This window comes from Devosia sp. WQ 349K1, from assembly GCF_016595685.1.
GTDB lineage: Bacteria > Pseudomonadota > Alphaproteobacteria > Rhizobiales > Devosiaceae > Devosia.
Genome location: NZ_JAENGO010000001.1, coordinates 1,016,776 through 1,032,356 on the forward strand (window position 1 = coordinate 1,016,776; position 15,581 = coordinate 1,032,356).

General features: G+C 57.0%; 11 protein-coding genes and 1 tRNA gene. 8 read left to right on the forward strand and 4 right to left on the reverse strand.

The genetic code is table 11. The annotated features are described in order from the left end of the window. Positions 1–28: 28 nt before the first annotated feature. Positions 29–2,500: a glycogen/starch/alpha-glucan phosphorylase gene (locus tag JHL21_RS04825; RefSeq protein WP_200212142.1), complete on the reverse strand. Its 2,472-nt coding sequence runs from the start codon at positions 2,498–2,500 to the stop codon at positions 29–31. A gap of 102 nt (positions 2,501–2,602) precedes the next feature. Continuing rightward, positions 2,603–4,441 (reverse strand): monovalent cation:proton antiporter-2 (CPA2) family protein, encoded by a 1,839-nt coding sequence (locus tag JHL21_RS04830; RefSeq protein WP_200212143.1) that lies wholly within the window; start codon positions 4,439–4,441, stop codon positions 2,603–2,605. 260 nt (positions 4,442–4,701) lie between these two features. Between JHL21_RS04830 and JHL21_RS04835 the strand changes: the two genes are divergently transcribed. Then, positions 4,702–5,643 (forward strand): nucleoside hydrolase, encoded by a 942-nt coding sequence (locus tag JHL21_RS04835; RefSeq protein ID WP_169195096.1) that lies wholly within the window; start codon positions 4,702–4,704, stop codon positions 5,641–5,643. A gap of 133 nt (positions 5,644–5,776) precedes the next feature. Here the strand turns inward: JHL21_RS04835 and JHL21_RS04840 are convergent, their stop codons facing one another. Next, positions 5,777–7,360 carry an ABC-F family ATP-binding cassette domain-containing protein gene (locus JHL21_RS04840; protein WP_200212144.1) on the reverse strand — a complete coding sequence of 528 codons (1,584 nt, stop codon included), beginning with the start codon at positions 7,358–7,360 and terminating at the stop codon, positions 5,777–5,779. Positions 7,361–7,529: 169 nt separating this feature from the next. Between JHL21_RS04840 and JHL21_RS04845 the strand changes: the two genes are divergently transcribed. The 4 genes from JHL21_RS04845 to JHL21_RS04860 all read left to right on the forward strand — a co-directional run bounded on the left by JHL21_RS04845 (position 7,530) and on the right by JHL21_RS04860 (position 9,455). Continuing rightward, positions 7,530–8,150 carry a LysE family translocator gene (locus JHL21_RS04845; RefSeq protein ID WP_199530843.1) on the forward strand — a complete coding sequence of 207 codons (621 nt, stop codon included), beginning with the start codon at positions 7,530–7,532 and terminating at the stop codon, positions 8,148–8,150. Positions 8,151–8,270: 120 nt separating this feature from the next. Continuing rightward, positions 8,271–8,346: transfer RNA gene (locus tag JHL21_RS04850), tRNA-Ile, on the forward strand. A 119-nt stretch (positions 8,347–8,465) separates the two neighbouring features. Further along, positions 8,466–8,699 carry a hypothetical protein gene (locus tag JHL21_RS04855; protein WP_200212146.1) on the forward strand — a complete coding sequence of 78 codons (234 nt, stop codon included), beginning with the start codon at positions 8,466–8,468 and terminating at the stop codon, positions 8,697–8,699. 135 nt (positions 8,700–8,834) lie between these two features. Further along, positions 8,835–9,455, forward strand: a complete 621-nt coding sequence (locus JHL21_RS04860) for a hypothetical protein (RefSeq protein ID WP_200212147.1) — start codon at positions 8,835–8,837, stop codon at positions 9,453–9,455. Here JHL21_RS04860 and JHL21_RS04865 read toward each other — a convergent pair. After that, complete coding sequence (locus tag JHL21_RS04865; protein WP_200212148.1) at positions 9,411–10,457, reverse strand: carbohydrate kinase family protein; 1,047 nt, start codon at positions 10,455–10,457, stop codon at positions 9,411–9,413. The two genes, JHL21_RS04860 and JHL21_RS04865, sit on opposite strands and share 45 nt — an antisense overlap. Positions 10,458–11,150: 693 nt before the next feature. Here JHL21_RS04865 and JHL21_RS04870 point away from each other — a divergent pair. The 3 genes from JHL21_RS04870 to JHL21_RS04880 all read left to right on the forward strand — a co-directional run bounded on the left by JHL21_RS04870 (position 11,151) and on the right by JHL21_RS04880 (position 15,521). Then, the gene (locus JHL21_RS04870) at positions 11,151–12,407 is read left to right on the forward strand and encodes a Glu/Leu/Phe/Val dehydrogenase (RefSeq protein ID WP_169195090.1); all 1,257 of its coding nucleotides are present in this window, start codon (positions 11,151–11,153) and stop codon (positions 12,405–12,407) included. A gap of 272 nt (positions 12,408–12,679) precedes the next feature. Beyond that, positions 12,680–13,144 carry an oxidoreductase gene (locus tag JHL21_RS04875; protein WP_200212150.1) on the forward strand — a complete coding sequence of 155 codons (465 nt, stop codon included), beginning with the start codon at positions 12,680–12,682 and terminating at the stop codon, positions 13,142–13,144. Continuing rightward, complete coding sequence (locus JHL21_RS04880; RefSeq protein WP_200212151.1) at positions 13,131–15,521, forward strand: bifunctional diguanylate cyclase/phosphodiesterase; 2,391 nt, start codon at positions 13,131–13,133, stop codon at positions 15,519–15,521. Before JHL21_RS04875 ends, JHL21_RS04880 begins: the two co-directional genes overlap by 14 nt. Positions 15,522–15,581: the final 60 nt, after the last annotated feature.

Sequence of the window (15,581 nt, forward strand, 5' to 3'; positions counted from 1 at the left end):
TTCATTCTTACTGACGCCAAGCCAGCATTTATTTCGTTGGCACTCCCCAAATCTCCGATGCGTACTGCCGAATGGTTCGGTCCGAGGAGAAGAAACCAACACTGGCCGTATTGCGAATGGCGATAGCATTCCAACGCGCACGATCCTTCCAGATCGCATCCACTTCCGCCTGCGCCGCCACGTAGGCATCGAAGTCGCGCGCCACCATGAACCAGTCATGGTCATAAAGCCCGCCGATCAAGTCACGATAGCGATGCGGATCATCGGGCGAGAACACGCCAGACGAGATCGACTCCAGCGCTTCCTTGAGCGCGTGAGATTTGACAATCGCCGACCGAGGCACTTCCGCCCGCGAGCGCTTCTCAGCAACCTCATCCGCCGTCATGCCGAAGATAACGATATTGTCGTCGCCAACTTCCTTGTGCATCTCGACATTGGCACCGTCCATCGTCCCGATGGTGAGCGCACCATTGGCCATGAACTTCATATTGCCGGTGCCCGATGCCTCCATCCCCGCAGTCGAAATCTGCTCGGACAAATCCGCTGCCGGAACGATCACCTCAGCCAAGCTGACATTGTAGTTCGGCATGAACACGACCTTGAGCAGCCCGCGCACCGCCGGATCATGGTTGATCACGCGCGCCACGTCATTGATCAGCTTGATGATCAGCTTTGCGTTCCAATAGCTCGGCGCGGCCTTACCGGCGAAAATCTTGACGCGCGGCACATATTCCCGCTCCGGATGCGCCCGGATTTCATCATACAGCGCCACCGCATGAATGATGTTCAACAGCTGGCGCTTATATTCGTGGATACGCTTGATCTGCACGTCGAACATCGCGTCCGGCGACACCACAATATTCATCCGGTCCTTGATGACCTTGGCCAGTCGCTCCTTATTGGCGCGCTTCACCGCCGCAAACTGGGTTTGGAACCCAGGGTCCTCAGAGTGCGGGATGAGCGCCTTAAGCGCATCGATACGATCCAAAAACTCAGGGCCAATCCGATCCGACAACAGCTTGGTCAGCGCCGGATTACACTGCATCAGCCAGCGGCGCGGGGTGATCCCATTGGTCTTGTTATTGATGCGCTCGGGATAAAGCTTATGGAGGTCCGCAAACACGGTCTGCTTCATCAGATCAGTATGCAGCGCCGACACGCCATTGATCGAGTGCGAACCCACGAACGCCAGCTGACCCATGCGCACGCGACGGCCACCATGCTCGTCAATCAGCGACACAGCAGCAATCTGCTGATCGGTAAACTTGGCCCGTGTCCGCGCTTCCGACAATACATCAGCGTTGATCTGATAGATGATCTGCATGTGGCGCGGCAGCAGCCGCTCCAGCAGAGCCACCGGCCAGCTCTCCAACGCTTCGGGGAGCAGCGTATGATTGGTGTAGCCAAATGTGCCCTTGGTCAGGCGCCAAGCCTCAGCCCACTTAAGCCCATTCTCATCCACCAAAATGCGCATCAATTCGGCAACGGAGATCGCCGGATGGGTATCATTGAGCTGGATCGCAACCTTATCGGGCAGCGAGCCCAAGTCACCAAATTGCTGGCGATGACGACGCACAATGTCCTGCAAAGACGCCGACGAGAAGAAGAACTCTTGGCGCAGACGCAGCTCTTGCCCCGCTGCCGTCGAGTCCGCTGGATAAAGCACGCGCGTAATCGCACTCGCCTTCCCACTCTCCTCCAGCGCACCAATATGATCGCCCGAATTGAACCGATCGAGAAGGATCGGATCTATGGGCTGCGCGCTCCAAAGGCGCAGCGTATTCACGCGCTGCCCGCGCCACCCCACGATGGGCGTATCATAGGCGACAGCCAGCAAATGCTCATTGGGGTGCCATTCCTGGCGCACTTCCCCATCGGGGTCCATAACAGGTTCGACCTTGCCGCCAAAGCCAACCTCATAGGCGCTTTCCCGACGCTCGAATTCCCATGGATTGCCGTGCGTCAGCCAGTCTTCAGGCAGCTCCACCTGCCAGCCTTCACTCATTTCCTGACGGAACAGGCCGTGGACATAGCGAATGCCATAGCCATAGGCCGGAATATCGACCGACGACATGGACTCCAGAAAACACGCCGCCAGACGACCGAGACCACCGTTGCCCAGCGCGGCGTCAGGTTCGAGATTGATCAGCTCGCCAAGGTCAACATCGAGGTTCTTAAGCGCCGCTTGCACAGGCTCCATCAGCCCCACATTGCTCATCGCGTCGCGCATCAGGCGACCAATGAGGAACTCTAGGCTGAGATAGTAGACGCGCTTATTGGAGGTCCGCCACGTCTCGCGGGAGCTCTCCATCCAACGATCCATGACGCGGTCGCGCACCGCCAAGATAGTAGCGCGCAACCAGTCATGTGGACGAGCAACAATCGGGTCCTTACCGACTGAGTAAATCAGCCTCTCAAGGATTTCCGCCTGTATCGCTTCAACAGTAGTGGCACGTGGCTCCGGCGTAGGGGCATCGTAAACAATAGGCTTTTGCGGCATGACGCAGTCCAATATTCATTGCGATGTTCCCCTCAGAACTGCACTGACTGTTGCACTTATTTTTCAACACGAAAAGCCCTAATAACGCCCGCCTAGAGAGGGCTAGTTGGCCCTCTCTTCTTTCCCCTCTGCGACGGCAGGCTTAACTGTTGGTGCTATTCCGCTTTCTCGTGCCTGATCTTCGGCATTCGACAACAGCAAGCCCGTTCCTGCTGTCACGCCGCCCAGCACCTGAGCCTCAAATCGAGCACGATCGCGGACGCGCACGCCCTCGATCATCTCTTCGATTTCGATCTCGTCCGCACCCATCACGCGGATCGCGTGAGCACCAAATTGCAATGCCGATTCAAACGTCTCACGCAGCTCGAAGTCGACGCCAATCTCACGCAATTCGATTGCATGACCACGGTCGTAAGAGCGCACCATGACCTTCACCAGCGGAAATTCATGACGCAAAAGCTGCGCAATCTTGGTCGCATCGTCCTTCTTGTTGACGCACACGAGCACGAGATCGGCATTACCCGCCCCTGCCGCATGCAGCACATCAAGACGCGTTCCGTCACCGTAATAGATCTTAAAGCCAAACGGCTGCGCCGCCTGGATCATCTCGACATCATTATCGATGATGGACACCTTGTGCCCCTTGCCCAGCAGCGATTGGCTGGCGATCTGTCCAAACCGGCCAAAGCCGATCATCAGCACGCTGCCATTCAGGCCATCCGCCAGTTCAACACCATCGAGCGACTGCACGCGCTTGGGCATCAGCTTCTGCATAGCAATGATGGCAAATGGGGTGAGCACCATCGAGACGATTACGGTCGCGGTGAAAATGGCATTGGTCGGACCGTCGATAATCCCCGCCGTTACCGCCGTCGTATACAGCACGAAAGCGAATTCGCCGCCCTGCCCCATCAGCACCGCGCGCTCTAGCGCTTCGGCATGATCCGACTTCAAAACCCGCGCGATGACATAGATCGCCACGGCTTTGACCAGCATATAGGCCACGACGCTCAGCGCGATGATCTGCCAGTTCTCACCTACGATCCCCAGATCGAGCGACATCCCAACCGCAAGGAAGAAAAGGCCAAGCAGCAGACCACGGAAGGGCTCCACATCTGCTTCAAGCTGATGCCTAAAGGTTGAGGTTGAAAGCAACACGCCCGCCATGAACGCGCCCATGGCCATGGACAGGCCGCTCAGTTGGAACAACAGCCCCGCGCCGAGCACAACAAGCAGCGCCCCAGCCGTCATAACTTCACGCACTTTAGCGCGAGAGAGGATGCCGAAGAACGGGTTCATGATGCGACGACCAAGGAAAATCAGCAGCACAATGGCGCCAACCGCCACGCCAACCGAAATCAGTCGCGTCGTCAGCGAGATCTCTTCGTGTGGTGCCAACAAAGCGACAACGCCAAGAAGCGGCACAATCGCCAGATCCTCGAGCAGCAGAACGGAAACCATCTTCTGGCCGCTCGGACTGTTGAGTTCGCCTCGCTCCCCCAAAATCTGCATGACAATCGCAGTCGAGGTCAGAACGAAGCCCATGCCGAACACAAAGGCCACGACGGGTGCAAAGCCGAGCAAAATACCAACGCCCGTGAGCAGCGCGCCGCACAACCCGACTTGGATCACGCCGAGCCCAAATATCTGCTTGCGCAACGCCCAGAGCTTGGACGGCTCCATCTCAAGGCCAATAATGAAGAGGAAGAGCACCACCCCGAGTTCCGAGGCGGCCAAGACCGAACTTGGGTCAGCAATCAGAGCAATGCCCGATGGCCCGAGCAATAGACCCGCCGCCAGATACCCCAATACCGATCCAAGCCCCAATCGCTTGAAGATCGGCACAGCAATCGCGGCAGCTGCCAACAGAGCAACGATTGGGATCAGATCAATCCCATGATTCGCCGCATCGCCTGCGTGACCGGCCAGTTCACCTGCCATTCTCGTTCCTCAATCTAAAAAGAGGTCGCAAACTCTGCCTCTCTAGTGCAGCCGTCAAGCGCTCAAAAAGCGGCCAAATACAGTCGCAAACGCCATTGGGCCACAGAAATCAGGAGGTAATTACACGCGATCTCGACCGCTTTTTCTCGCTAGGCGAGCACCTTAGTCAAAGCCGTCTTTACCCCTCTGAGGTGTGTCGACCCCGCCAATGCGATCCGATAAAGTGACCTCAAACTGCGGTTTGTTCAGAGAAGCCATCTATGTCCCGTAAGATTATTATCGACACCGATCCCGGCCAAGACGATGCCGTTGCCATTCTGTTGGCGCTGGCATCCCCAGAGGAACTCGACGTTCTGGGTATTGTCGCTGTTGCCGGTAACATCGGTCTCAAGCAGAACGCCATCAACGCGCGCAAAGTGGTTGAACTCTCCGGCCGCACCGACGTCCCAGTCTACGCTGGTTGCTCGCGCCCAATGCGCCGCACCCTCGTCACTGCCGAACATGTTCACGGCGACACCGGCATGAACGGCCCGGTTCTGCCCGATCCGACCATTCCGCTGCAGGAGCAGCACGGCGTCGATTTCATCATCGACACCATCATGAACAACCCGCCCAAGACCATCACCTTGGCAACGCTTGGCCCACTGACCAACATCGGCATGGCGCTGGTCAAAGAGCCAGCCATCGCTGAGCGCATTCAGGAAATCGTCCTGATGGGCGGCGCTTACTTTGAAGTGGGCAACATCACGCCCGCAGCCGAGTTCAACATCTATGTTGACCCGGAAGCCGCAGATCTGGTGATGAAGTGCGGTGCCAAGATCACCATCCAGCCGCTCGACGTCACGCACATGATCCAGGCCACCCCTGCCCGCCTCAACGCCATTAAGGCGCTGGGCAATAAATCGGGTGCAGCCGTTCACGCCATGCTGACGTTCTCAGAACAGTTCGATCTCAAGAAATACGGCTGGGAAGGCGCTCCGCTGCACGACCCAACCGTCATAGCCTACCTCTTGAAGCCAGAGCTGTTCGAAGGTCGCGTCTGCAACGTCTCGATCGAAACAGCTTCCGAGCTAACTGTCGGCATGACCGTCGCCGACTATTGGCATGTCACCGACAAGCCCCGCAACGCGCTCTACCTGCGCTCGGGCAATGCCGAAGGCTTCTACGCGCTCCTCACCGAACGCCTATCCCGCCTGCCTTAATCGGCCTCGCGTTCATAATGAAGACCCCGATAGTTCACTCTATCGGGGTCTTTTTTTATGCCGAGCAAACCCCCGTCGCCTCCATCCCGCTTGAATGGGGGGACCGAGGGTGCGGGTAAAAACCTCCCACCCTCTACCCACCAATCTCCACCCACCGGGTCACCCCAATATTCTCCAAAAACGCCGTGTCATGGCTCACCACCAACAGTGCCCCGTCAAACGCGCGCAACCCCGCCTCCACCACCTCTATCGCTTCAATATCGAGATGGTTCGTCGGCTCATCCAGCACCAGTAGCATCGGTGTTGTCACGCCTCCGAGCACGCAGGCCAATCCCGCCCGCAAAAGCTCACCGCCACTGAGCGTCCCCACGGTTTGCTGTGCTGCATCATTGCGGAACTTAAACGCCGCCAACACTGCTCGGCCATCATTGATCGTATTGTCCGCGTTGAGCCTCTGAAAATTCTCCAGCACCGTCTCGTCCCGATTGAGCAGACCAACATGTTGGTCGAGCATAGCGACAGGCCCAAAAGCCTCCACCCGCCCAGCTGTTGAAGGCAGCGCCCCGGTCAACAATTTCAGTGCCGTGGACTTCCCCGCCCCGTTGCGACCAACGAGCGCCACCCGTTCCGGCCCAATGATCTCAAAATCAAAGCCACGGATCACAGGCGCATCGGGAACATAGCCCCCCGTCAGTCCACTTGCGCGCAACACGACTTTGCCCGCATGCAGACCGGTCGGCGCCAGTTTGACCGCGAAAGGCGCCAACACTTCGATCTGCTCACGAGCAGCCCTAATGGCGTCATCGGCCGCCGCAGCCTGCCGCTGACCAAGCTTATCGATAGAACCCGATGTGCCTTCCGCCTGCCGCTTGAGCCCGCCGAGCAGTATCTTGGGTGCGCCGCCCCGTGCAGCACTCTTGCGCCCACTGGCATTGCGCCGATCTTGCCGCTCCTTGGCCTGCTGCGCCGACCGCGCTGCATCGTCTTTCTGCTGCTGCGCCACATCCAGATCATGCTGAGCTGCCGCCAGCTCCAGCGCCTTCCGCTCCCGATAGAAACTGTAATTGCCGCCATAGCTGCGGGCGCCCAGTCCCGTCAGCTCAACGATCGTATCCATTTCTTCGAGCAACTCACGGTCGTGGCTCACCACAATGGCCGTGCCGCGCCAGCGCTTAAGCAGATGCAAAACAGCCGCCCGTCCCTCGCGGTCCAGATTGTTAGTCGGCTCATCGAGGAGAATGATGTGGGGCTGAGAAAATTCGAGCGCAGCCAAAGCCGCCCTGACGCGCTGCCCTCCCGACAACTCGGCCAGCACAGTTTCAGCCGTAGCCACGAGACCAAAGCTGCTCAACGCCTCCTCGATCCGCGCATCGAGCGTCCAGTCTATGGTGTCGAAGTCCTCAAGCGCGGCATCACCCGCAATGGCTTTCTGCATCGCCTGCCACGGTGCGCTGACATCAAACAAATCCATGATGGTTTCACCATCGGACGCGCCGACATCCTGCCGCAACATGGCAACCCGGCCGTGCACGGCAACAGTGCCACTGGATGCCACAAGCGTGCCCATCGTGAGGCCCAAAAGTGTGGACTTGCCGCCACCATTACGCCCAACGATGCCAGTCCTGCCGGCGTTGAAACTAAGGTCGATTTTATTGAAAAGCTGGCGGCCGTCAGGCGCAGAATAGCTCAGCTGAGAGATGGTAATAGCGGAAGGCATGGCTGGAACAGTCCTCAAAAGCAAACGGGGAAACTCGTGTTTGCGGGACAAATTCCATTGGGCACCTACCGGTCCAGTTGCGACGTTCTGACCATAACCCCTTCAAGCCAAACGTCAACTCCCCCTAGGCAAGGCCAAAGTCTAGCGCTAGAGATGTTTGGATAATTGGATGACCGCCATGGATCTGTTTACGCTTTTTGCTTTCACCATTGCCTATTTGATTGCCCTGATTGTTCCGGGCCCGGGCATCGCAGCAGTGGTCGCCAGAGCGCTCGGTGGCGGATTCAAAAATGCCATCCCGATGACCTTAGGCATCCTCGCCGGTGACCTCGTCTATTTCTTCTTCGCCATCTTTGGCCTCGCCGCGCTCGCCACCTATTTCGCGCCCATCTTCGTTATCATCCGCTGGGTCGGTGCGGCCTATCTGCTTTATATCGCTTATCAATTCTGGACGGCCAAGCCTGGCTCCGAACAGATGCGTCCGAAAAAAGAAGACGCCATGAAGACCTTTTTGGCCGGCTTCTCGCTCACCATGGGCAATCCCAAAACCATTATTTTCTACCTCGCAATTCTGCCCACAGTGGTTCCTCTCGGCCAGATCAACGCCCTCGCCATCGTCGAGTTGACCATTCTGGTTATCGTCTGCCTGCTCCTCGTGTGCAGTGCCTATGCCGCCTTGGCATCAGCCGCCCGCGACATGTTCCGCAGCGAAAAAGCCTTGCGCCGTCTCAATAAAACCGCTGGCGCCATGCTGGCGGGCGCAGCAACACTTGTGGTCCTACAGCACTAAACTCTTGGGCGGCCGTGCTTTGCTGCCCAACTTATTCCCACAAGTTCGCGCCAAGTCTACAATCACCCTTGACCGCGCAGGCCGACACAAACTAGGAAAATCCCCGTGCGACGCACATGGGGGCCTATAGCTCAATGGTTAGAGCCGACCGCTCATAACGGTCTGGTTCCAGGTTCGAGTCCTGGTGGGCCCACCAAATTTCCTCACCTCATGCGCTCTAGTCTTGCCAAGCTTCGCGGTTTTTGACGCCGAGAAAATGCTGCGCGGAATCTCTGCCGACATGTGGTAAGGCCTTAGCCAACCACGAGGACCAATATGCCAACACTCTATTACGTTCAGGGTTTCCGCGCTAAAGGCCGCAAGCTGGACCCTGATGTGCCCCAGGCAAAGAAGACTGCTGAAGCGGCGATTGCCGCCGCCGAACGGATCGCTCCAACGCGCGCTGGGGTCTGGGCCTACTCCGCCGATGTCGACGTGGAAGCGGACACTTATGACGAGCCTAAAGTACTGTTCAGCGCGGGCACCCTCCCGGAAGGCCTCTTGGGGTAATCCAGACTGGCAAGCTGATAATCCCGCGCCATTAAAACGCTATCGTGAGCTCTGGCGCTCGCGATAGGCCTGCCTTCACAAATCTGCGCACTGCAGCACTGTTGTTTTAGGTGCGCAAAAGCCTATCTATGCCACATGGCCAGCAAACGAAAATCTCCTGAACCAGCAGTCCATATCGCGGAGTGGTCACTGCCAACAGCGGCGACACTGGGCTCCGCCGTGCGCACCAAAGGCATCATGCTGGAGATGCGCGCCAAGCTGCCCACAACGCTCCGCAAATTTCTGGATGTACGACCCGGCACTCTCATCTTGGGAATGCCGGAAGGCCACGAACAAGAGTTCGCTCGCGCCTCAGAGACGATTGAGCGCAATCTCGCGGGCATCGAGAAACTCGCTATAATTCCACGCGAAATTCAGGACATTCTCACGATCACCACCAGCGAACGCCATCGCTGGCTAAAAGATGGCCGACTCCCAAGCGCAGGAACACGTACCGTCAAGCTCCACGGTCGCGCCCGCAAAATCACCTTTCACGTGTTTGACCCTAAGGTCGTCGAAGACATGCTCAACGACGATAAAATGAGTGAATGGCGCGAACAGGATAAGCTCACCGCGGCCGAAAACCGTCGACAGGCCGCTTGGAAACGCCGCCTCGCGCGCGAGGAAAAAGCCAAGCCTGCCGAGACCCCTAAAGATGCGAAAGCAGCAAAACTAGCGGGTTGGGCCGAGTTCGAACGCGAAGGCCTCTTGCGGTAGAGTGTCCGGTGTTAGCGGCCCCGACACACTGACTTTAGCGCGCGCACACACAAAGCCGAACCGTGCGGCATCGATGGCAGCACTTCCCGTGAGCCAAGCCCACAAGAACGCCCCGCAGAAAGTGTCACCCGCCCCATTGGCATCAACGACGCTGACAAGATCGTTCGTCTTCGGCAATTCGTACTGGGCTGAAACCTCGCCCCCCTGCCCTTGGTAGACACCTACCCATTCGTGGTGCCGGGATACAATCATCCAGCCAGACTGCGCCAATCGCACACCGACGCCGCTAATATCCCCGGCGCTTGATTTCATGAGATGCTCAAGCTCTTCATGATTGAGGTGCAAAATGTCGGTCTGTTTGAGGATCTGCGCAAAGCCATCCCCGCCCGGAAACACCCACGCAGCGCCCGGATCAAGCGAGAGCTTCAGCTCCGGATTGACCTGTTTGGCATCCGCCACAATGCCCGCCAGCAGCGCAGGCACCTCGGCATCGAGAAACGAGGTGATATGCACCACATCACACTCGGCGACGGCAGACACGATGCGCGCGCGCTCCGCGATAAGAAATTCGCGCACCTTCGCATTGGCGCCCAAAGCCGTCAGCAGCGTGCGTCCGCCCGGCTCAACCATGGCGAGACAGGTGGCCGGGGGCAGCTCGAGCATCGCTATCTGGCGCGGAGCAATCCCGAGTGCGGCCAAGGTTTCGACATGCGGCCAACCGCCATCAATCGCGCCTGCGATCCCGATAAATTGCCCGTCGATTTTTCGGTTTGTTTCGTTCAGCAGACCGACGACGCGCGCAACATTAAATGCAGATCCGCCCAAAAAGGTTTTTGCGCCAAGCCGCGCCAACGCTTCAGCACCACTGTTGGCCGCCTCATCGCTGACCGCAGTCTCGACCAATAGCACGGCCTCAACGCCGATTTGTTTTATCAAATCCGCGCCGGATAGATTTGCCACCAAATCGCGATTCATCGCGCCGAGAAAACCAAGCTTTGTCATGTCGCTTTCGTTGCCATTCTCGGACGCGACACGCAAGCGCTGTGCAATCACGCGAGCGAAGGATTGTCCCTGAGTCTGGAGTCAAATCGGCCAAAGTCGAGCATGGAGCGGCGCTTCAGACCTCAATCCAAAAATATTCTTAGCGACCCATCGTCGCCCCCTGCACTTGAACAAAGATAGGTAAGTACTTCTGTCATTTCAATTCTTCGGCGTGAAGCCATCCTAACCCCTCGATAGTATTAAGAATTCTCCGTACCCGCCGGTACGTTGATCGTTGACAGCGTCTCATACTTTAGACATGTTCGCGCCATGTTGGCTCATATGGCAGAGATCATTGTGGAGCCTTTGCGGGGTATCCCCGTCGAAGGATTACAGCCCGCGGCCGCGCTGAATAGCACGGCGCGCGGGTCAGGTTAGTATTTCCCTCCACAACACGGTCTCACAAAGCACGTCGAACACAGCCCCGGCACGGCGACCACCGAATTGTCCATCATGATCCTTCATCACCAAGCCATAGCTGAATTTCTATGTCTTGATCCGTCGCAAACCCAGCGACGCCCTAAGCGCGAGACGCACGGTGCTCAGCCTGCCGCCTCCGCCGCCGAGGGTTTCGTTTCAAAGTCCATTGCGAGTTGGACTTTCGGGGTTGTGACACTCCATTTACCTGCAGTGTTCTAGGAGGAAGCTAAGAACATGACGGATACACTACTGTCCCGCGCCCTTGTTCGTCTCGATGAGGCTGCGTCGCATATCGATGTCGACGCCGACGTGCTTGAAAAGCTGAAATTCCCGCGTGAAACGCATAAGATGCGCCTCATGATCCGTATGGATGATGGTTCGCGTAAGTCTTTCCTGTCCTGGCGTTGCCGCTACGATGATACCCGTGGCCCAACCAAGGGCGGCATTCGTTTCCACCCGCACTCCACTGAAGACGAAACCGAAACCTTGGCGTTTTGGATGACCTTCAAGTGCGCGGTTATGAACCTGCCTTACGGCGGTGGTAAGGGTGCGGTTCAGGTGAACCCACGCGACCTTTCCAAGTCTGAGCTAGAGCGCCTTTCGCGCGCTTACATGCAGGCTTTCTCCCGCGTCATCGGTCCAGATCGCGACATTCCGGCTCCAGACGTTTACACCAACTCCATGATCATGGGTTGGATGGCTGACGAATATAACCAGATCGTCGACGCAGTTACTCCAGCCGTAATCACCGGTAAGCCAATCGCTCTCGGCGGTTCGCTGGGTCGTGACGACGCAACTGCACGCGGTGGCTTCTATCTCGTCCGCCGCCTCGCCAACGACCTAGGTCTTGCCGACAAGTTGCGCGTAGCGATCCAGGGCTTTGGTAACGCAGGCCAGCACATGGCTCGCCTTATGGCGTCCGATGGCCACATCATCGTTGCTGTCTCCGACACCGGTGGCACCGTTTACAACGCCAACGGCCTCGACATCGAAAAGCTGTTCGAAGCCAAGAAGAACGGCAAGTCGGTCGCTTCCCTAGTCGCCGACGGCCAGGCAACGGCAATCGACGACGTCGTCGGTGTTGACTGTGACGTGCTTGTTCCATCGGCGATGGAAGACATGATCACCATCGACAATGCCGATCAGGTCAAGGCCAAGCTCGTTGTTGAACTCGCAAACGGCCCTGTCACCGCGCAGGCAGATGCGATCCTCAACAAGAAGGGCGTCATTGTCCTCCCAGATATTCTGGCGAACGCTGGCGGCGTGACTGTTTCCTACTTCGAGTGGGTTCAGAACCGTCAGGGCTTCTACTGGCCACTCGACGAAATCCATGAACGCCTTCGCGTCATCATGGAACGCGAAGGCGCTGCTATCTGGCAGGTGGCAAAGGACAAGAACATCAGCGTCCGTACGGCCGCCTATGTGACTGCACTGAGCCGCATCTCGACCGCCATTGAAGCGCATGGCACTCAGCCGTTCTTTCAGAGCTGAAAAGCCGTAGATCGCTGAACCTTACCGCCCGGATGGTCCCAGACTGTCCGGGCGTTTTCGTTTTAGGCGGAAGCCAGAGCCTTAAACCGCTCTAGCTGATACAAATTCCGACAATTAAAACAAACTAATCCAACAATAAAATCTCAAGCACAAACAACGCATTACCCCGCCATATTTAATCTCGAGTTAGGAAGATAGAGACATAATACAAGCAACAGCAACTGGTTAATGCCATGCAAAAAACAGTATTACGATCCGCCTGCCAAGCTTTCATGGCAACACTATTGTTCATCACCCCAAACTTTGCTGCCGAAAACACACGCCCAATTCTCACGATATCAGGGCACAGCGGCGCAACGTCTGACGCGGACGAGATCACTTATGATCAGGCCAGCTTAGAGGCGATGATGACTGCATCGATCACCACAAGTACGCCGTGGTTCGATGGCACCTCCGTTTTTGAGGGCATACCCCTCGAAGAGCTAATCGGCGAGCTGAATGCGGGCGCCACCAAGATCACCGCCATCGCGCTAAATGATTACATGACCGAGATTCCGTTCGACGACATCAAGGCCAACAAGCCGATCCTCGCCCTCAAGCGGGATGGTGAGTTTATGAGCGTTCGCGACAAAGGCCCGCTGTTCATAATCTACGCGTACGACTCCAAGCCAGAGCTACGCACGCACCTCTATTATTCACGGTCAGCTTGGCAGGTTGCAAAACTTGTCATCGAATGAGGCCAACCAGCTCGGCATAATAAGACTGCTCAACTGGCTTCTGGTTGGCACAGTGGTCCTGTTTGCCGCCGCGACCTACTATGTCAACTCGATCGAAGTTGAGCGTCAGCAAGCACACGACACCTTCTCACCCTACGAAGTGGCCTTCGCGGTCGCTCAGACGGTGAATGAGTATTTGCGTTTCGAGCAAACCCTAGCGATTTACGCTCTGCCGGGAAGCCAGCTGTCTATTGACGATGTGCGGCTCCGCCTCGACATCATTATTGGTCGCTTGCAGCAGTTCGAGCGCAGCACCGATCATGTCGGCGAAGAGCGCCTCGTCGTACACTTCATGCACACAGATCCAGGCTATGGCGAGACCATGGCGGAGGTCAAAAAGGCGCTGGATATCGCCGATATCGCCATCAACTCTGGCGACACCCCAAACATGGCGCTTGTTCACACCAGCCTTCGCGCTCTCAATCGGCTGGATAGCAAAATGGCAAGTTTCGCGGCGCAAGCGTCCAGCCATTCCGCTCAGCTTTATGCCGGCGACAAGCGCGAGTTGCAGGATATCGCGCGCTTCTCTGAAATCCTCAAAGCCATTCTGATCGGGTGCGGCGCACTCCTCGTCGGCGTCCTCACGCTCAAGCTGCGGCTCCTTGATCGAACACAGGTCAAGCTTCGCGACCTGACGGCCGAACTCACGCGCACCATGCAGTCCGTGACCGTCCAGAACGAGCGGTTTGATGCGGCACTCAACAACATGAGCCACGCGCTCTGCATGTTCGACAAGCACCGGAAACTCGCCGTCTATAACAGTCGGTTCAGTGCATTGACGGGCATCGACGAGAGCGAACTAGAGGGGCTTTCAATCAACGCCCTGCGCAAAAAGGGCAACCGCACCTTTCAATATCTGTACGATGCCATTGCCCCCTCCGTGATCAAGCGTCTGCCCCAGCTCGTCATCACGGATCTACCAAATAAACACAGCTACACCGTCAACCAAACCCCAATGGCAAATGGCGGTTGGCTCGCAACTTTTGAGGATATCTCTGGCGTCCGCGAAGCCGAGGCGCGGATCACCCATATGGCACTGCATGACTCATTGACCGGCCTGCCCAATCGCGCGCACTTCCGCCAGCGCCTCGAGCATGTGTTGGGCCAGAAGGATGAGAAGGACAGCCATATGGCCTTCTTCTTCCTCGACCTCGATAAATTCAAAGACATCAACGACACGCTCGGTCACCAAGTTGGTGATGACCTCTTGCGCGCTGTCGCCGCCCGCATGCTCGCCGCCCTTCCAGACGGGTACTTCCCCGCGCGGTTTGGCGGCGACGAGTTCGCGGTGATGAGCACATTAGGCGAGGCCAAAGACCACCAGCGCTTTAGTGTATGGCTGATTGACCAGCTCTCCCGTCCCTACCTTATCGGGACGAACTCTTTACGTGTTGGCGTCAGCATTGGCATAGCGACGTGGTCTAATCGATCTCCGATTTCGTCCGAGGAATTGATCCGACGCGCCGATGTGGCGCTATACCAAGCCAAAGCTGACGGACGCGGTCAAACCAGCTTCTATCTTCCGCAGTTGGACGAAACTCGGGTCCGTCACGCACGACTAGAGGCTGACCTAGCGGTGGCCCTTGAGCGCAATGAGATGTCGTTGGTCTTCCAACCCATCGTCTGCACAATTTCGGGCAGACCTATCAGCTACGAAACCTTGGCGCGCTGGGCGCATCCGGAGTTTGGTCCCATTCCCCCTGAGACCTTTATCGCGCTCGCAGAAGCGAACCAGACGATTTTCAGCATTGGAGACTGGGTGCTCAATCAAGCATGCGCCCAAGCGGCGACTTGGGAGGAAGACACCTGCGTTTCTGTCAATATATCCCCTGTCCAGTTCCGCGACCCAACGCTCGCTTACAAGATATCATCCACCCTCGAGCAAACTGGATTACCACCGTCGCGTCTCATTTTGGAGATAACCGAAACAGCATTTCTATCCGCGTCAGACACAACACTATCGACATTGAAGCACCTCAAAGACTTGGGCGTTAAATTTTCAATGGACGATTTTGGCACGGGCTACTCTTCACTTCAGAGCCTGCTTCGCTTTGAATTTGACAAGGTAAAGATCGACCAATCCTTCATACGCGAACTTCCACACTCAACCCGTGCCCGGGCCGTTGTTGAGATGGTCACACAAATCACCAAGAAGATGAACATTACCAGCACGGCTGAAGGGGTCGAAACTGAAGAGCAACTTGCCTGCCTAGCTGAGCTTCTTTGCCCAGAAGTCCAAGGGTTCCTGATTAGCCCACCGTGTCCATTAAATGAGCTGCCGGCGGAACTTCAGCCCAGAATAGCCGGACCAACCGCCGAAGCTTTACTGCGCGCATAAAACTCGCCCACTGTTCGCGGGCTGCCTGTTGAAAATTGTTCACAAAATTAATCAAATTGA

Excerpts from the sequence above, each read along its gene's own strand:
- JHL21_RS04825 (WP_200212142.1), bottom strand. The coding sequence starts at position 2,500 with ATGCCGCAAAAGCCTATTGTTTACGATGCCCCTACGCCGGAGCCACGT.
- JHL21_RS04830 (WP_200212143.1), bottom strand. The coding sequence starts at position 4,441 with ATGGCAGGTGAACTGGCCGGTCACGCAGGCGATGCGGCGAATCATGGG.
- JHL21_RS04835 (WP_169195096.1), top strand. The coding sequence starts at position 4,702 with ATGTCCCGTAAGATTATTATCGACACCGATCCCGGCCAAGACGATGCC.
- JHL21_RS04840 (WP_200212144.1), bottom strand. The coding sequence starts at position 7,360 with ATGCCTTCCGCTATTACCATCTCTCAGCTGAGCTATTCTGCGCCTGAC.
- JHL21_RS04845 (WP_199530843.1), top strand. The coding sequence starts at position 7,530 with ATGACCGCCATGGATCTGTTTACGCTTTTTGCTTTCACCATTGCCTAT.
- JHL21_RS04855 (WP_200212146.1), top strand. The coding sequence starts at position 8,466 with ATGCCAACACTCTATTACGTTCAGGGTTTCCGCGCTAAAGGCCGCAAG.
- JHL21_RS04860 (WP_200212147.1), top strand. The coding sequence starts at position 8,835 with ATGGCCAGCAAACGAAAATCTCCTGAACCAGCAGTCCATATCGCGGAG.
- JHL21_RS04865 (WP_200212148.1), bottom strand. The coding sequence starts at position 10,457 with ATGACAAAGCTTGGTTTTCTCGGCGCGATGAATCGCGATTTGGTGGCA.
- JHL21_RS04870 (WP_169195090.1), top strand. The coding sequence starts at position 11,151 with ATGACGGATACACTACTGTCCCGCGCCCTTGTTCGTCTCGATGAGGCT.
- JHL21_RS04875 (WP_200212150.1), top strand. The coding sequence starts at position 12,680 with ATGGCAACACTATTGTTCATCACCCCAAACTTTGCTGCCGAAAACACA.